Origin of the sequence: Trinickia terrae (assembly GCF_005144415.1) — a bacterium.
Lineage (GTDB): Bacteria > Pseudomonadota > Gammaproteobacteria > Burkholderiales > Burkholderiaceae > Trinickia_A > Trinickia_A terrae.
Genome location: NZ_SWJE01000007.1, coordinates 250328 through 265221 on the forward strand (window position 1 = coordinate 250328; position 14894 = coordinate 265221).

Genomic DNA, 14894 nt, shown 5'->3' on the forward strand with positions numbered 1-14894 from the left:
TCTTTAAGACCGTTTGTCAAATTCATAACGATTGCGAGGAGCATCATGTATAAGCTGACTACCGAACAGCAGCATCTGCAACTGAAAGCCAGAGATCTGGCGAGGAGCGCATTCGCTCACTCTGCCGCCGCCACCGACGTTACGGAAGATTACCCGTGGGCTAATGTGGACCGCTTGCTTTCGGAAGGGTTCATGGGCATGACAATTCCCACGGAGTATGGTGGTCAGGGACGCAGTTATCACGATACTGTGATTGTGATTGAAGAAATGGCGAAGGCGTGTGCCACCATGGGGCGCATCACGGTGGAGGCCAACATGGGCGCTATCGGCGCGATCATGAGCTATGGCACCGACGAGCAGAAGAAAATCGCTGCCTCTGCCGTTCTCGGCGGAGACAAGCCAGCGATTTGCATTTCGGAACCCAATGCAGGGAGCGCCGCAAGTGAGATGACCACCAGGGCGGACCGTAAGGGCGACCACTATATTCTTAACGGGGAGAAGTACTGGATCACCGGCGGTGGTGTGTCGAAACTGCACCTAATTTTCGCCCGCGTGTTTGACGATGGTGTTGATCAGGGGATCGGTGCCTTCATATGTCTACGCGACGGGAATGTGCCAGATGGCTTGGTTATCGGCCGACGGCTTTACGCGATGGGAGTCCGAGGGATTCCCGAGACACATATCGAGTTCCGCGACCTTGAGCTACACAAATCCATGTTGGTCGTGCCCCCCGGCGGACTGAAGAGGGGGTTTGCCTCTCTCATGAGCGCATACAACGCACAACGTGTCGGGGCGGGTACCGTTGCGCTCGGGATTGCGCAGGGTGCGTTTGAAGAGGCGGTCGCATACGCAAAGGACCGTGAGCAGTTCGGACGGCCGATCGCCGAGTTTCAAGGTCTACAGTGGATGATCAGCGACATGTCCATGCAGATCGAGGCTGCGCGTTTGCTGCTGCATGCGGCAGCGTGCAGCGGCGAATCCTTTCCCGACATCGCCATGGCAGCACGGGCGAAGATTTTTGCAGCGGAAACGGCGAATAAGGTCACGAACGATTCGCTGCAGATCTATGGGTCGTCCGGCTACGGACGGCACAACGCGATGGAACGGCACGTGCGTGACGCTCGCATGTTTACGATCGCAGGCGGCACCGCACAGATTCTTCGGACGCAGGTTGCCAGCAGCGTTTTGGGCATGAAGTTGCCGCAGACTCGCAATGGGTATATGGCAAGGTAGCGTCGGCGAACGTTGAAACAAGAGGGTAGTGAGGCACTCAACCGTGACAATCCATGTTCCGTGTCAATCTATATGGGGAGGTGTCACGGCACTCGCAACCCGGCGCCATAGCGTCCTTTCCACATGGCAATTTAATACCTTCACGATTGGGGGGGGGCGGACGCCTGTGTCATCACTCAATTTATCCAAATTGACCATCTTCATCCACTCGTAGGCAGCGCAGGCAGATTGCAAAGCGCTTATTGCCAGACCTCGTTTCAGGAAGGTTAGTTCAATGCAGAAGGAACGTAGCGCTCGCTCTACGCGCGTCACGGCGTGGTATTTCGGATGGAACATCGTAGCCGCGTCTACAGTCGTGACACTGTTGACGGTTGGTATGCGAATGGGTATCGGACCGTTCGTTTTGCCAATGGCAAGAGATCTCGGACTTGGGCGAAGTCTATTATCGGCAATCGTCGCCGTTGGAATGCTGAGTTACGGAATCGCCATGCCCCTTGCAGGCTATCTAGTTGCCAAACTGCAAACCAGAACGGTGCTGTTGACAGGAACAGCCATTGTCGTGTTATCGGCGATAGGTTCAGTCTTTTCGCGCAATCCAATGAGCTTCGGATTTTTTTATGGAATAGCGATGTCGATGGGCCTCGGCCTTTGCAGCCCTGTAGCCTTGACTCCTATCATTAGCAAGTGGTTCACGCGCAGACGCGGCATGGCGCTATTTTTCCTTGCGACGGGGGCGATGGCGGGAATCGCGGTGATGACTCCGCTATTCATGGTGCTAATCGAGCATATAGGGTGGCGTAATACGATACTTTGCTACGCTTCTTTTTCCGCGCTAGTCAACGTCCCAATCTCGATTTTCATAATGAAAGACAAGGCGCCGCCGGAGACGGATCAACTTGCTGGGCAGCAAGAGAAAAGCCAGGCAACCTCAGCCCCGATCACCATTCCAATGTCGATACGCGATGTTCTTAGAACCGCCCCCTTCTGGCAAATTGCGATTGGGCTGTTTGTCTGTGGAATTAGCATGAATCTACTTGGAACTCATGCCGTTCCAATGCTCATGGATCATGGATTTGGGGCAACGGTTAGTTCACTGAGTGTCGGTCTGATCGGCCTGGTAGCGATCTTCAGTACACTACTCCTGGGTCAACTTTCTGATCGGGTTGAACGCCGTGACATCCTTGCATTGATTTATCTGGTGCGTGGCCTTGGCTTCGTTGCACTGGTTGCCGTGCATACGCCGGGGGAACTGTATGCTGCCGCAGCAATCGGTGGTTTGGCCTGGTCAGGGAGTGTGGCGATGTCCTCAGCGATTCTTGCCGATCAATATGGCGTGCGCCTTGTTGGATTTCTGTATGGGTGGGCCTATCTTGGTCATCAAGTGGGTGCAATGTTGAGCACGTGGTTCGGAGGGTGGGCGTACGAGACCTTTGGGAGTCACTGGCCGGCATTCGGTGGGACAGCTCTGCTTCTGCTAATAGCCGCAGCAATATCAAAAGGATTGCCTACAAGTGGTATTTCGATGCAGATGGACTCGATTCGAAAGCGCATCTAACACGAATAACTCACTAAACGAGGCGAGGCGGCGGAGAGAACCCCGAGGGGCGAGCGGGATGCACCGATCGCGAGGCGGGGAAGCTGGGCTTCGCTGAATTGATGAGTTGCACTGCGTTCTTGGAAAGTGTTTTCACATCACCCAATACCTCTTGAATCTTCGGTGTGAGTGGAACACCCACTCGCGCGTTTTTTGGGGGGGGCTGCGGGCCAGCTCATCGCAGGTACGGACGGCGGCAGGCAGTCTTCGGCGCATCGCTAAAGCAGATGTGCCGAGGGCTCGCCAAATCTGGCGTAAGATATGAACGACTGATGGTCTTCAATAGACAATGCTCATACGCTCTCTACACGCGTTTCTTGCTTTGCACCGTTACGGTACGATTGTGGCAGCGGCGGAGAAAGTCCATTTATCGCAGGCTGCTGTTAGCGTGCAGCTCAAGAATATCGAAGAGGAACTCGGGTTGAGTCTTTTCACCCGTACAAAGCGTTCGCTCGAATTCACGCCGGCAGGCCATCAACTGGTCCGACTCGCCGAGCAGATGGTCTCCATCTATGAAGAAATGAGGGCACTAGGACATGGCGGCGCCTTGGGCGGTGTTCTTACGCTTGGCGTGATCAATAGTGCGCTTACGGGTGTGCTACCGCGTTTGCTCAGAAAGATGATGCTCGAAAATTCCAATCTCGAGATTAAAATTATTGCAGGTATCTCGAGCGATTTGGTGGGAATGGTGGACGCTGGATCGCTTGACGCTGCAATCGTGACGCAACCCCCTGAACAGTTTCCGCTCAATCTGAGCATCCATCATCTCTATAGCGAACCGTTCGTCCTGATTACGCCGGCAGAGATGCCTTACGATGACGTGGCGGATGCGCTGGCGTCGCCCATTCCTTATATTGCCTTTGATCGTAGTACGTGGGCTGGGCGACTCATTGACGAGTTTAGAATGAAGCGCGCAGTTTTGACGCGTCCGTCCATGGAGCTCAATTCACTCGACGCAATTGCAGCCCTGGTGAGTCAGGGATTGGGGGTATCCATTGTCCCGCTGATCCAGGGTGCAAGCTGGCACAAGAGTGCCAATCTAAACGTAGTGAGACTGCCGAATTTCGATCGTCCTGTGTCACTCGTTGAGCGAAAGTCTCATGCTCGAATTGCCCTGACTGCCATGCTGGTTTCATCGTTTGACACACTACTAACGGATTCTGATCTGGCGCAAGCGTAGTTGGGGTTTGATTGATGCGCCCACCCACGAGAACAGGTCTGGAGCCACCGCGAGATACCCTTCCTGGGCCACCCAATCGGCATGGCCGCGCGTCACGTCGGTCAGGCCGAAGATGTCATGAAGCACGATGACGCCCGGCCACGGTCCCTTGCCCGCCGGCGTGGCCAAGTACGCTTTGAGCTGGTGGTGCGGAGTCGGAATCGAGATATCGGCCATATCGTTTCCCCTACGCGAGTTTTGCGGCGAACCCGTGGCCGCAGGTGCTACCGCGGCCAGTACCTGCTTTCCGGTCAGGAAAGCGAACGGAGGCGTGACAGGTGGGGCACGTCAATCAATGCACCGCCGAAACCATTGATCCTTACTCGACCTGTCCGAAAAGATTGTCTTCAGGTTGAAGAAGCCAACATCCAGGGTTTCGGCAGAAGCAGCTGCCATTTAACCGGCACTCCTTGAACGACCGCGCACGCGCGGCTGTCGCTCGACAGGAGTCGAGCGCGGTTCGGCTTTGTCGGACACCCCTGCGAGCGTCCGCTTGTGAAAGACGAGCTCCTCCACCGTACGCCAGTAGGCCTCCGCCACGGCGGGATCTGACGAGGAAATATTGGCGGTGGCCTCCATCTCCGGGCCGAATCCGGAGAGGGTCGATGTCAGACTGATCAACAGGTAGTGGAAAATGATGGGTTGGCCTTGGGGCAATTCGCCTTCATCCTGCGCGGCACGAATCTGTGGTAGCAGCCAATCGATCAGCGGCTTGAGCACCGTGTCGGCGAGCCATTGCAGCCTCGGGCTATATCCAAGGCATTCCTGACGCATAAAGCGATGAAACTCGGGATAATCGACCGTGAATCTAAATAGGGCTCTGTACACCAGGCGTACGCGCTCTGCAGCGCTGACAGGGCTCGTATCCGCAAGATAGGCATTCCACTCCTGGCGGATGCGCTCGAAAACATACTCGGCAACGGCCTGCCATAGAACATCCTTCGAGCGGTAATGGTAAGTGATGAGCGGGTGCTGAATGCCCACCCGGTCCGCGATACTGCGGATGCTTGCAGCCTCAAAACCTTTCGTGGCGAATTCCGTAATCGCCGCGTTCAAGATCGCGGCTCGGGTCTCCTGTGCACGCTGCTGCTCCGCGCGTCGGAGTTCTGTCGGACGACCCTTGCTGTCATTGTTCTTGTCAGAAAACTTGCGTTGCGCCATAGGGTTTCTCTAACGTGAATTTCGTCGCCGCGGTGGGCCGGACAAGGCAGCCATCGCTATCGGCTTCGGCGAGTTGTCATGAGAACTCGCATGGGGAATGCGGTCGTGAAAACTATACGAACGTATAATACAATGGATCGGATCCTGATCGTCTGAGAACCGGTGCCGCTGGCATGGCGTCGCCGGGGCGACGGAGCGCACCCCATCAGAACCGACTTCTACCGGAAGTCCTTGAACGCAGGCCTTGTCAATGCAGAGCAACGTTACCTTGACCTCCCGTGGCGATCTCGCCGTCATCACGTTGGGAAACGAAGCGCAGGCAAACGCAATCGATCTGGAGTTCTGCGATGGCATGTTGAAGGCGCTCAGCGACATTGAAGCGTGCGGGACGTATCGTGCTGTCGTTCTGCAAGCCACGGGCCGGATATTTTCTGCGGGCGGAAATCTCGTTCAGATACTGGACGGGTTGCAAAGATCCGATAGCTTCCTCAAAGCACTGATCAGTGCGCTGAACGACGTGATTCTGACGCTACGGCGACTGCCGGTTCCCGTGATCGCAAGTGTGCAAGGGGCTGCAGCAGGTGCAGGTTTCTCGCTGGCGATGGCGTGCGATCTGGTTGTGGCGTCACGTGCGGCTCGTTTCGTCGTCGGATACGGCAAGCTCGGTACCTCGACCGACGGGGGACTTTCTTTCCATCTGGCACGCCGTCTGGGGGCGGCACGCGCCCTGCACATCTTGTTGGTAAAAGATTCGTTGAACGCCGAGGAAGCGAAGTCGTTGGGACTTGTGCAAGATATTGCCGATCCGGCTTCGCTGGATCAAGCCACTCTCGCCATGGCACGGAGTGTGATGGACTTGCCATCATCGGCGGTAAGCGAAATGAAATCGCTCGTTGGCAAGACATCGGAGGATGGACTTGAGCGACATCTCGAGAATGAAAAGCAAGCTTTCCTGAGGTGTGCGTCGACGGAAGCGTTTTATCAGCGAGTTGAAGCATTCGTCAGACGATCCGGTCCGCCTTCGGACTCATCGACCTGAAGGCGGCGACCGGCCAATCGGCGGAACGCCTTTCCTTGGGGACGCATAGGACATCGCAGGGTTGCGCGGAGCGATCGCGGCGAGCTCCGATCAGTGAGACGGGTATTTGCGCCCCGCCCCGCCGCCGCACCTTTCAAGCTGTCCCATCCCTCATCTGACCTTCCCGACCATGTCTGGAGCGGTAGCGGTTCGCTCACGAGAGGCCGCTTCACGTGGATCGTTATGCCCTGGCAAGACTTCCGGCGAGGCCCAACCTGGTGTTCCGTCGGATAAGAATTGGGGGCTGCCAATTCCAGACCCGAAACTCCACTGCCGGATGTTGTCCGGCTTGCATACTTTACGATCGTGAAGTATAGTGACTCACAGAATCAGGATGGTCCGCTGGCTATCATCAAATGGCGGAAAGAAAGTAAGGAATTCGAAATGAGTGGAAGTCGCTGAGTGTAGTGGCGGCTGCCTGTTGAGTCCGAATGTACCGACGAATGTGGAGGGGACATGATTGAAGAACGCGACATCATCGTGACGATGCGGGATGGCACTCGCCTCGCGGTCGACGTCTATCGACCGGACGGGGAGGGAAAGTATCCGGTGCTCTATGCTTCGGCTCTGCACAACAAAGACATTCAGGGTCCGGACATAGCCGACGTGTTACCTCCGCAACCCGCGCATGCGCCGCTGTGGTTCGGCCCGGTGGAAGCCGGCGACACGCGCCGCTTCATTGCTAACGGTTATGTGCACGTCATTGCGCAGCCGCGGGGTTCGGCCAAGTCCGAGGGGCACTACGGTGAGGAGAACACCGACCACTACGACATGATCGAGTGGATCACGCAACAGCCGTGGTCGAACGGCAAGGTCGGAATGGTCGGTATCTCGGGTTTTGCGGGCGAACAATGGCGGGCGGCCGCACAAGGACACCCGGCGCTCAAGGCGATTTTTCCCTACGACGCCTGCAGCGCATATGGCGGCATGTTCGGGTTTCGGGATTTCAATCCTGGCGGGGTCATCCATACGTTCCCGTACCTGCTGGACGTGTTCAGCACCGTGCATGAGTCGCGCGATGTGCCAGGGCTGCTACCCGACGAGCAGGAAGCGCTCTGGCGAGCAGCCATGCGCAATCCCGATTACAGGATGTACATCAACCTCTACAACATCCTGACGCAGAAGGGGCAGCGAACCTGGGTGATGTACCACATCATGACAAACCCCTGGGAGCCGGACGGGACCGTCGAGCGAGCCGAAGAAATCTTCAAGAAGATCAAGGTGCCTTTCTATACCGGCTCCGGCGCCTATGCATACACGTACAAACTGCACTGGCTGGGCGCCCAGCATTACTTCGCAAACGTCAAGCAGCCGCGCAAGCTGATCTTTACCGGTCCTGCGCACCTGGAACGGCCGTTCCATCAGTACCACGACGAGGTCATTCGCTGGTACGACTACTGGCTCAAGGGTGTCGACACCGGCATCATGAACGAGCCCCCGGTCCGCTACTGGGTCATGGGCGCCAACGAATGGCGCACGGGCAGCGACTGGCCCCTGCCCGAGACGCAATGGGTCAAGTACTACCTGGGCGGCTGGGAGTGCCTGTCCACGGACGCGCCGCGACCCGCGGCGGAGGTCGGCGACGCACAGCGCGAGCCGGATGTCTTCACGCAAATGCCGCTCAAGAAGACAACGAAGGTCGAGCGCCTGCGCTACATGACGGATCCGATGCCTCACGACGTCCTCGTGGCTGGGCCAATCTCGCTCACGCTCTACGCCGAGATCGACCAGCCGGACACGAACTGGATCGTCGTGCTCAAGGACGTGGGGCCGGACGTTTCGGTCGTCACCGCGCGCGTCGGCGAACGGAGTGTTCCGCAGACATTACCCGAACGAGAGCTGACCCGTGGCTGGCTGAAAGCCTCGTACCGGGCAACCGATCCTGACCGCTCGAAGCCTGGGGAGCCGTTCTACAGATTGACGAAGGATTCGATCGAGCCAGTGACTCCGGGCGAGATCGTCAGGTACGAGATCCAGGTGCTGGCGACGGCCAACCAGTTCAAGGCGGGTCATCGAATCTGTGTCGAGATCTGCAGTCTTGACGCGCCCACGGGAACGGGGGCAATGACCGACGTCGAGTACATTCCGTATCACGTATGCAGCAGCAATACGGTCACGCACAGGATTTATCGCGACGCAGAGCGCCCCTCGCATCTGCTGCTTCCCATCATTCCGTTGAACGGGGAGCCATCGTGAATCGCGGATCCTCGAAGGGCAGTATGGAGATGACCGACAACATGAGGTTTGCCAATGAAAAGCATACGTTTTGAGCGCGATGGGAAGGTCGGGAATATCGTGCTGGCGAATCCGCCCTACAACCGGCTTGATCTGCGTTTTGCCCAATGCTTGCGCGAGGCGGTCCAAGAGGCTAGCGAGAGTGATATCCGGGTGCTCGTCGTGCGTGCGGAGGGGCCGCATTTCAGCCTCGGTGGCGAGGTTCGCGAATGGCCGGATAAGGACCTGAACTGGTTCCGCACGTTCGTCGCGGAAGTCAACGCTTCGTATCGCGCGATCGAGGCCCTGCGTGTTCCGACGGTGGCCGTGGTGCAGGGGCTGACATTCGGTGGCGGCTTCGAGCTCGCCTTGAGCTGCGACTTCGTCGTGGCGGCGGCGGATGCCATCTTCCGTTGTGTCGAGGTAACGACAGCGATGCTGCCCATCGCGGGCGGGCTGCAGCGGCTCGCCGAGCGCGTCGGACGTGGTCGCGCGTCGCGCTTCGCCATGCTGGGTGAACCTGTTTCGGGCAGGCTGGCCGGGGAGCTAGGGATCGCCACACACGTGGCCGAAGCGGGCGAGCTCGAACGTGTCGCCGGGGAACTTGTGACGCGTCTTGCGGACGGCCCCACGCTTTCGTATGCGGCGACACGCACTCTGCTCAAGACGTGGTCGAGTGGCGGTGTGGCGGGTGCCGACGTCGCCATGCTGGACGTCTGCATGGGCTTGTACAACACAGAAGACGCCAAGCGGGGATTCGCCAACACGGCCGAAGCGTTCGATCGCGACCAGGAGCCCGGCGATCTGGTGTTTTACGGCAGGTAGCCCGCAGCGTCTGGCGACGGCTACGGTGGCGACGTTATCCTGGTCCGGCGTGTGGCGGGCCGGGAACCCAGTGCAGTATTGGAGAATGGCATGATGCAGACCTTACCCGGCGCCTCTGCGCTGACGGCACCTGCTCGCGGCGTTTCGTACGTCCGCGGTTCGACGGATGTTCCACTGAGCGAAGCGACGATCGGCCAGCTTCTCAGAGAGACTGCGCAACGTTTTCCCGACCGGCACGCCGTGGTATTCCGCGAACAGGGCGTGCGCTGGACCTGGAAGGAATTTGACGAACGGGTCGATCAACTTGCCGCGGGTCTGTCGTCCCTGGACATAGGCAGGGGGGATCGCGTCGGCATCTGGTCGCCGAACCGGTTTGAATGGTTACTTACCCAGTTCGCCACGGCACGCATCGGTGCGGTGCTGGTCAACATCAATCCCGCCTATCGGGTTTCGGAGCTCGAGTATGCATTGCACAAGGTCGGGTGCAAGGCGCTTGTTACGGCCGAGCAGTTCAAGACGTCGAAGTACATCTCCATGTTATTGGAGGTCGCACCGGAGCTGGCGTCGCAGCAAGCGGCGGCTCTGCGCTGCGCGCGCCTGCCGGAACTTCGCACGGTGATATCGGTAAGCGATCCGGGCATACGCGGGGTGATGCCGTTCTCCGCCGTGATGCAGAAGGGTGAGGCGATCCTGCTCGACGAAGGGCCGCCGGCGGTCGTGCTGTCCGCTCATGATCCGATCAACGTCCAGTTCACGAGCGGCACGACCGGCAGCCCGAAGGGCGCCACGCTGACGCATCGAAATATCGTCAACAACGGGCGTTTTGTGGCGATGGCGATGAAGCTGTCCGAGGCCGATTCGCTCTGCATTCCAGTCCCGCTCTATCACTGCTTCGGGATGGTGCTCGGCGTTCTCGCGTGCGTATCGGTTGGCGCGCAGATGGTCTTTCCAGGCGAAGGATTCGATGCCGGCGCAACCCTCGCGTCGATCATGGAAGAGCGTTGCACCGCGCTTCACGGGGTTCCCACGATGTTTATCGCGGAGCTGGAGCATCCGGAGTTTGCGGCGTTCGACCTGAGCAGCCTGCGCACTGGCATCATGGCCGGTTCGCCTTGCCCCATCGAGACGATGAAGCAGGTGGTGGCCAGAATGCACCTGCAGGAGGTCACCATTGCGTATGGCATGACGGAGACCAGCCCGGTCTCGTTCCAGAGTGCGACCACCGACCCGCTCGACAGGCGCACGGCCACCGTGGGGCGGATTCAGCCCCATCTCGAAGTGAAGATCGTCGATCCGCTCGGTAATACCGTGTCCGTTGGTGCGACCGGAGAACTCTGCACGAAGGGGTACTCCGTGATGCTAGGGTACTGGGAAGACGAGAGGAAGACACGCGAGAGCATCGTCGATGGCTGGATGCATACAGGCGACCTGGCGACCCTTGACGCGGACGGCTATTGCAATATTGTCGGCCGTCTCAAGGACATGGTGATTCGCGGTGGGGAGAACCTCTATCCCCGGGAAATAGAAGAGTATCTGTTCAGGCATCCGAAAATCCAGAATGTCCAGGTGTTCGGTGTGCCGGACGAGAAAAACGGCGAGGAGTTGTGCGCCTGGATTGTGCTTCGGCAAGGCGAGTACGCCACCGAGGAAGACATCCGCGACTTTTGCCGCGGACAGATCGCGCACTACAAGATCCCCAGGTATGTTCGCTTCGTTGACGAAATGCCGTTGACCGTGACCGGAAAAGTACAGAAGTTTGTCATGCGCGAGGAGATGATTCGCCTGCTGAATCTGGGCGAACAAAAGTCCGCGTAACAGGCACCTCGCGGGTGCGAATCGAGCACACCTTGATTTCTCGGATTCACGGGCTGGGTGCGCTTCCTTCGAACGCGCGTTGCAGCAACGCGCGAATCGCATCGCGCTCCAGAGGCCGGGGATTCCAGTACGCATTGCTGCACGAGATGTCGGCGGCCTGATCCAGCTGGTCTTCGCGCATGCCGATTTCCTTCAGTGCAACCGGCGCTCCGTTTGCACGCGCGAGTTCGAACAGTCCTTGCGCGGCGTTTTCGTGTCCTACCGCTCTCGCGATGCGCTTCATCGCGTCGGGGGCAGCCTCGGCGTTGTAGGCCAGTGCGTGCGGCAGCACGATGGTATGGGTCGGCGCGTGCGGCAGGTTGAAACTGCCGCCAAGCGTATGGCAGAGCTTGTGATGCAGCGCCATGCCGACGCTGCCGAGCACGGCACCGCACAGCCACGACCCGTATAAGGCATCCGCGCGCGCAGACCGATCGCCCGGATTTGCGACGATGTTCGGCAGGCTGCGCGAGAGCGCGGTGATGCCTTCTTCCGCCATCAGGCTCGTGAGCGGATTGGCGTCGCGTGAATAAAGGCCCTCCGCCGCGTGCGCAATGGCGTTGATGCCGCTTGTCACAGACATGCCGACGGGCAGGGTGAGCGTGAGGTCAGGATCGTATATGACCGTTTTGGGCAGAACGCGGATATCGGTTCCCGTCCGTTTCAGGCCCGCTTCGGTTAGCCCGTAGATGGGGGTCATTTCGCTGCCCGCGTAGGTGGTGGGCACGGCGAGAACGGGCAGGCTCGACTCGAGGGCGATTGCCTTGGCAAGCCCGATCGCCGAACCGCCTCCGACCGCGAGGATGCAATCGGCGTTCGTCGAAGCCGCGACCGTGCGTGCCTCGAGCGCCAGCTCGATGGGTACATGCATGGCGGCGCGATCGAACAGGTCCGCTGAACGGCTCCCTAACTGCTCGGCAAGCGACGCGCCGAGCGCATGTTGTTCCGGACTGCAAAGAACCAGCGCGCGCTTCACGCCCAGTGCCAGCAATTCGCGTTCAAGATGGACACGCGATCCGCTACCAAAGACGACACGCGTGGCACGGCCGTTGTAGACAAAACCGGATGTGGACATGGCGGACATCGATTCAGGCTCCAGCAATGTTTCGACGTGCCGGCTCATCGGGCATGCCCGTCAGGATTGAGGACGAAGTCATAGTCGAGCGTGTAAAAGGTCGTGTCCATTGCCGTACCGTCCGGCGCCACGCCCGGAGGGTGCTCGACCCAGTCCGCCACCAGGGTTGAGCGTACGCCGAAGACGGCGTCCGAGTCGAGATACTGGTCTCCGTTGCGGAAAACATGCGTGATCAAGGGCTCGTATCCGTGCGCGTTGATCCAGAAATGCAGGTGTGCCGGCCGCCAAGGATGTCGCCCGAGTGCATCGAGCATCCGGCCCACCGGGCCGTCATGCGGGATCGGATACGCTTCCGCGAGGATCGAGCGAAAGTGAAAGCGCCCGTCAGGAAGCGTGCGCAGGCGCCCGCGGGCCCGATGTTCGGCTTCGGCCTGTCGCGGGGCCGCGTACTGCACGTCGTAGTAGCCATCCTCATCCGATTGCCAGACCTCGATCGTCGCGCCCGGCAACGGCTCGCCGCGAAGACCGCGGACGTGGCCGCTCACGAAGCATGGCAGGCCAGCTGCACCATTGGATATGTCTTCGCCGTTTTGATACTCGGGTGCCCCTTCGACAAAGAACGGACCCAGCACCGTTGCCTCGGTGCATTCGGGCGGTTTGCGGTTGTTCTGCGTCGTGGTCAGCATCGACAGGCCGAGCGTATCCGACAGGAGTATGAACTCCTGCCGTTTGTCGTCAGTGATATGGCCGACCTCGGTGAGGAAATTGATCGCGTACTGCCACTCGCTCTCGGTCAGCCTGACTTCGCGTGCGAAGGAGTGCAGATGCTGGACAAGACTGGTCATCACGGTGCGCAGCCTTTCATTCCTGCAGTCGGACATCGCCGCAAGCACGGCCTGGGTGATGGTGTCTTCGCTGATATTGCGCATTGCCTCTCTCCGAATTCCTGTTCGCTGACTTTACCCTTCGAGGCGCAGTCATGTCGGCACTCTAGCGGCGTTCGAGAAGGAAAAATATACGCTATAGTGAAAACATATTTCCACTGAGCGGAAGAATCGTCGTATGGACCGCTATACGCAGATGGAGTTTTTTGCGTTGACTGCTGAACTCGGCAGTCTGTCGAAGGCGGCGGAGCGGCTGGGTATTTCAAACGCCGCTGCGAGCCGCATGCTAAGCGCGCTCGAAGACCGGCTGGGAACGCGTCTGGTCGAGCGAACCACCCGGCGGCTATGGCTTACGGATGCAGGCCGCGAGTACCAGCAGCGCTGCGCATCGATCCTCGCAGACATCGCCGAAGCGGACACGGTTGTCAGCGATATGACGTGGCGTCCAAGGGGCGTGCTGCGCGTGACCAGTTCGGTATCGTTTGCAGTTCTTCATATCGCACCGTGGCTGCCGGAATTCAGGCAGCGCTATCCCGAACTATCCGTGCAGATTACGGCAGCGAACCGTTATCCGAATTTCATTGAAGCGGGCATCGATTGCGCGATTCGCACGCGCGAACATGAGGGCGATTCGGGCATTACCGTCCGGCGGCTTGCGCACACGCGCCGCGTGCTGGCCGCTTCGCCGGCGTACCTCGCGCAGCACGGCGTGCCGGAGGCGCCGGAAGACATCGCAAACAAGGATGTGCTCGTTTATAGCTACGCCGCGAGCCCCTATCTGCTGCAATTCAAACGAGGCCGGGAGCGGCGCAACATTCCGGTCAGTGCGGTGCTGGAATCGAACGAAGGGCAGGTGATCTGCGCAGCCGGCCGGGCTGGATTGGGCATCGTGGTTCAGCCACTCTACATCGTGCATGACGATATTGTCGCCGGACGGCTGATTCCGCTGCTGTGCGACTGGGAACTCCCACCTCTGACGATCAACCTCGCGTACCAGAGCCGGCGGAATCAGCCCGCGAAGATTCGGGTATTTGCCGATGCGTTGAGCGAGCATGTCAGGAAGCTCGACCTGGAGAATCGCTGGAACGCAGTGCCGAAGAATGCCTTCGCCGCGCAATCTGCCCAGAGAAGCCGGGCTCGCTGATTGCGGACAACGCCATTCCGGCTAAATCGTGCTGGAAGGCCATCCGCTCACTCTTCCACCTTGCGGAAATCATTTTTCCCGCGGGCGCATTTTTCTTTGTGGCCTGGACCCCTAACGTAAACATGCGCCAGATGACCTTGACCTGTGAAACTCCATGGAGAGCCAATGAGAACGACATATAAAGCGATGTTGTGGATGTTAGCGGGATGGCTGTCGACGGGTGTTCTTGCCCAGGAAGCGGTGTCCAGTGCGGCCGGGCAAAGCGGCGCCACCGTGGCTGGCGAAGCGTCTCAGCCGGGTGTCTCGAAGAAGGCCGAGCGCACCGCGAACCGCCTGTTTGCGCGGAAGGTGCACGAGGCGTTGAACAGGACGAAGGGCCTCGAAGGCGCAGATATCGCGGTTTTTGCGGACGCGCGAACAGGGGGAGTGATTCTGGGCGGTTTTATCGAAAGCGAGGATCAGGAACACATCGCAACGGAGGCCGCCGGCAAGGTGCCGGGCGTCAAATCTGTCGCCAGCAAGATAGTGCTGCGGCCGCAGCTTTGATGGTTTGCGGCATGACCAGTGCGCAACGCGCTGCGGGCTGCTGTTCGCCGGTAACGCCGGTGGCACA

The 14894-nt window shown here is 59.1% G+C and carries 13 protein-coding genes; 9 read left to right on the plus strand and 4 right to left on the minus strand.

The genetic code is table 11. The annotated features are described in order from the left end of the window. The first annotated feature begins 45 nt into the window (after nt 1–45). The 3 genes from acdA to FAZ69_RS15080 all read left to right on the plus strand — a co-directional run bounded on the left by acdA (nt 46) and on the right by FAZ69_RS15080 (nt 4007). Nucleotides 46–1233 (plus strand): 3-sulfinopropanoyl-CoA desulfinase, encoded by a 1188-nt coding sequence (gene acdA / locus FAZ69_RS15070; RefSeq protein ID WP_136895829.1) that lies wholly within the window; start codon nt 46–48, stop codon nt 1231–1233. A 274-nt stretch (nt 1234–1507) separates the two neighbouring features. Beyond that, nucleotides 1508–2788, plus strand: a complete 1281-nt coding sequence (locus tag FAZ69_RS15075; RefSeq protein WP_136895831.1) for an MFS transporter — start codon at nt 1508–1510, stop codon at nt 2786–2788. A 328-nt stretch (nt 2789–3116) separates the two neighbouring features. Next, nucleotides 3117–4007, plus strand: a complete 891-nt coding sequence (locus tag FAZ69_RS15080; protein ID WP_136895833.1) for a LysR family transcriptional regulator — start codon at nt 3117–3119, stop codon at nt 4005–4007. Here FAZ69_RS15080 and FAZ69_RS15085 read toward each other — a convergent pair. Both FAZ69_RS15085 and FAZ69_RS15090 read right to left on the minus strand, forming a co-directional pair. Next, nucleotides 3978–4223, minus strand: a complete 246-nt coding sequence (locus tag FAZ69_RS15085; RefSeq protein WP_136895835.1) for a dienelactone hydrolase family protein — start codon at nt 4221–4223, stop codon at nt 3978–3980. The genes FAZ69_RS15080 and FAZ69_RS15085 overlap by 30 nt on opposite strands. 219 nt (nt 4224–4442) lie before the next feature. Then, a complete protein-coding gene (locus tag FAZ69_RS15090) occupies nt 4443–5207 on the minus strand; it encodes a TetR/AcrR family transcriptional regulator (protein ID WP_136895837.1) in 765 nt (254 codons plus the stop codon). Between the two features lie 250 nt (nt 5208–5457). Here FAZ69_RS15090 and FAZ69_RS15095 point away from each other — a divergent pair, with 250 nt between their 5' ends. The 4 genes from FAZ69_RS15095 (at nt 5458) to FAZ69_RS15110 (ending at nt 11139) form a co-directional block, all read left to right on the plus strand. Beyond that, nucleotides 5458–6246 carry an enoyl-CoA hydratase/isomerase family protein gene (locus tag FAZ69_RS15095; RefSeq protein ID WP_136895839.1) on the plus strand — a complete coding sequence of 263 codons (789 nt, stop codon included), beginning with the start codon at nt 5458–5460 and terminating at the stop codon, nt 6244–6246. A 495-nt stretch (nt 6247–6741) separates the two neighbouring features. Next, on the plus strand, nt 6742–8481 hold the full coding sequence (locus FAZ69_RS15100; protein ID WP_136895841.1) for a CocE/NonD family hydrolase: 1740 nt from the start codon (nt 6742–6744) through the stop codon (nt 8479–8481). Between the two features lie 54 nt (nt 8482–8535). Then, on the plus strand, nt 8536–9324 hold the full coding sequence (locus FAZ69_RS15105) for an enoyl-CoA hydratase/isomerase family protein (protein WP_136895843.1): 789 nt from the start codon (nt 8536–8538) through the stop codon (nt 9322–9324). 93 nt (nt 9325–9417) lie between these two features. Next, nucleotides 9418–11139, plus strand: coding sequence for an AMP-binding protein (locus FAZ69_RS15110; RefSeq protein WP_136895886.1), 1722 nt, complete (start codon nt 9418–9420; stop codon nt 11137–11139). Between the two features lie 46 nt (nt 11140–11185). Here the strand turns inward: FAZ69_RS15110 and FAZ69_RS15115 are convergent, their stop codons facing one another. Then, entirely contained in the window at nt 11186–12253 is a 1068-nt protein-coding gene (locus FAZ69_RS15115; protein ID WP_136895888.1) for a maleylacetate reductase, read from the minus strand. Between the two features lie 44 nt (nt 12254–12297). Further along, nucleotides 12298–13182 carry an intradiol ring-cleavage dioxygenase gene (locus tag FAZ69_RS15120; RefSeq protein WP_136895845.1) on the minus strand — a complete coding sequence of 295 codons (885 nt, stop codon included), beginning with the start codon at nt 13180–13182 and terminating at the stop codon, nt 12298–12300. Between the two features lie 133 nt (nt 13183–13315). Between FAZ69_RS15120 and FAZ69_RS15125 the strand changes: the two genes are divergently transcribed. Both FAZ69_RS15125 and FAZ69_RS15130 read left to right on the plus strand, forming a co-directional pair. Further along, nucleotides 13316–14281, plus strand: a complete 966-nt coding sequence (locus FAZ69_RS15125; protein WP_136895847.1) for a LysR family transcriptional regulator — start codon at nt 13316–13318, stop codon at nt 14279–14281. A gap of 165 nt (nt 14282–14446) precedes the next feature. Beyond that, nucleotides 14447–14827, plus strand: a complete 381-nt coding sequence (locus FAZ69_RS15130) for a BON domain-containing protein (protein WP_136895849.1) — start codon at nt 14447–14449, stop codon at nt 14825–14827. The last annotated feature ends 67 nt before the right edge of the window (nt 14828–14894 follow it).

Excerpts from the sequence above, each read along its gene's own strand:
- FAZ69_RS15120 (WP_136895845.1), bottom strand. The coding sequence starts at position 13,182 with ATGCGCAATATCAGCGAAGACACCATCACCCAGGCCGTGCTTGCGGCG.
- FAZ69_RS15080 (WP_136895833.1), top strand. The coding sequence starts at position 3,117 with ATGCTCATACGCTCTCTACACGCGTTTCTTGCTTTGCACCGTTACGGT.
- FAZ69_RS15115 (WP_136895888.1), bottom strand. The coding sequence starts at position 12,253 with ATGTCCACATCCGGTTTTGTCTACAACGGCCGTGCCACGCGTGTCGTC.
- FAZ69_RS15085 (WP_136895835.1), bottom strand. The coding sequence starts at position 4,223 with ATGGCCGATATCTCGATTCCGACTCCGCACCACCAGCTCAAAGCGTAC.
- FAZ69_RS15130 (WP_136895849.1), top strand. The coding sequence starts at position 14,447 with ATGAGAACGACATATAAAGCGATGTTGTGGATGTTAGCGGGATGGCTG.
- FAZ69_RS15100 (WP_136895841.1), top strand. The coding sequence starts at position 6,742 with ATGATTGAAGAACGCGACATCATCGTGACGATGCGGGATGGCACTCGC.
- FAZ69_RS15075 (WP_136895831.1), top strand. The coding sequence starts at position 1,508 with ATGCAGAAGGAACGTAGCGCTCGCTCTACGCGCGTCACGGCGTGGTAT.
- FAZ69_RS15090 (WP_136895837.1), bottom strand. The coding sequence starts at position 5,207 with ATGGCGCAACGCAAGTTTTCTGACAAGAACAATGACAGCAAGGGTCGT.
- acdA (WP_136895829.1), top strand. The coding sequence starts at position 46 with ATGTATAAGCTGACTACCGAACAGCAGCATCTGCAACTGAAAGCCAGA.
- FAZ69_RS15095 (WP_136895839.1), top strand. The coding sequence starts at position 5,458 with ATGCAGAGCAACGTTACCTTGACCTCCCGTGGCGATCTCGCCGTCATC.
- FAZ69_RS15125 (WP_136895847.1), top strand. The coding sequence starts at position 13,316 with ATGGACCGCTATACGCAGATGGAGTTTTTTGCGTTGACTGCTGAACTC.
- FAZ69_RS15105 (WP_136895843.1), top strand. The coding sequence starts at position 8,536 with ATGAAAAGCATACGTTTTGAGCGCGATGGGAAGGTCGGGAATATCGTG.
- FAZ69_RS15110 (WP_136895886.1), top strand. The coding sequence starts at position 9,418 with ATGCAGACCTTACCCGGCGCCTCTGCGCTGACGGCACCTGCTCGCGGC.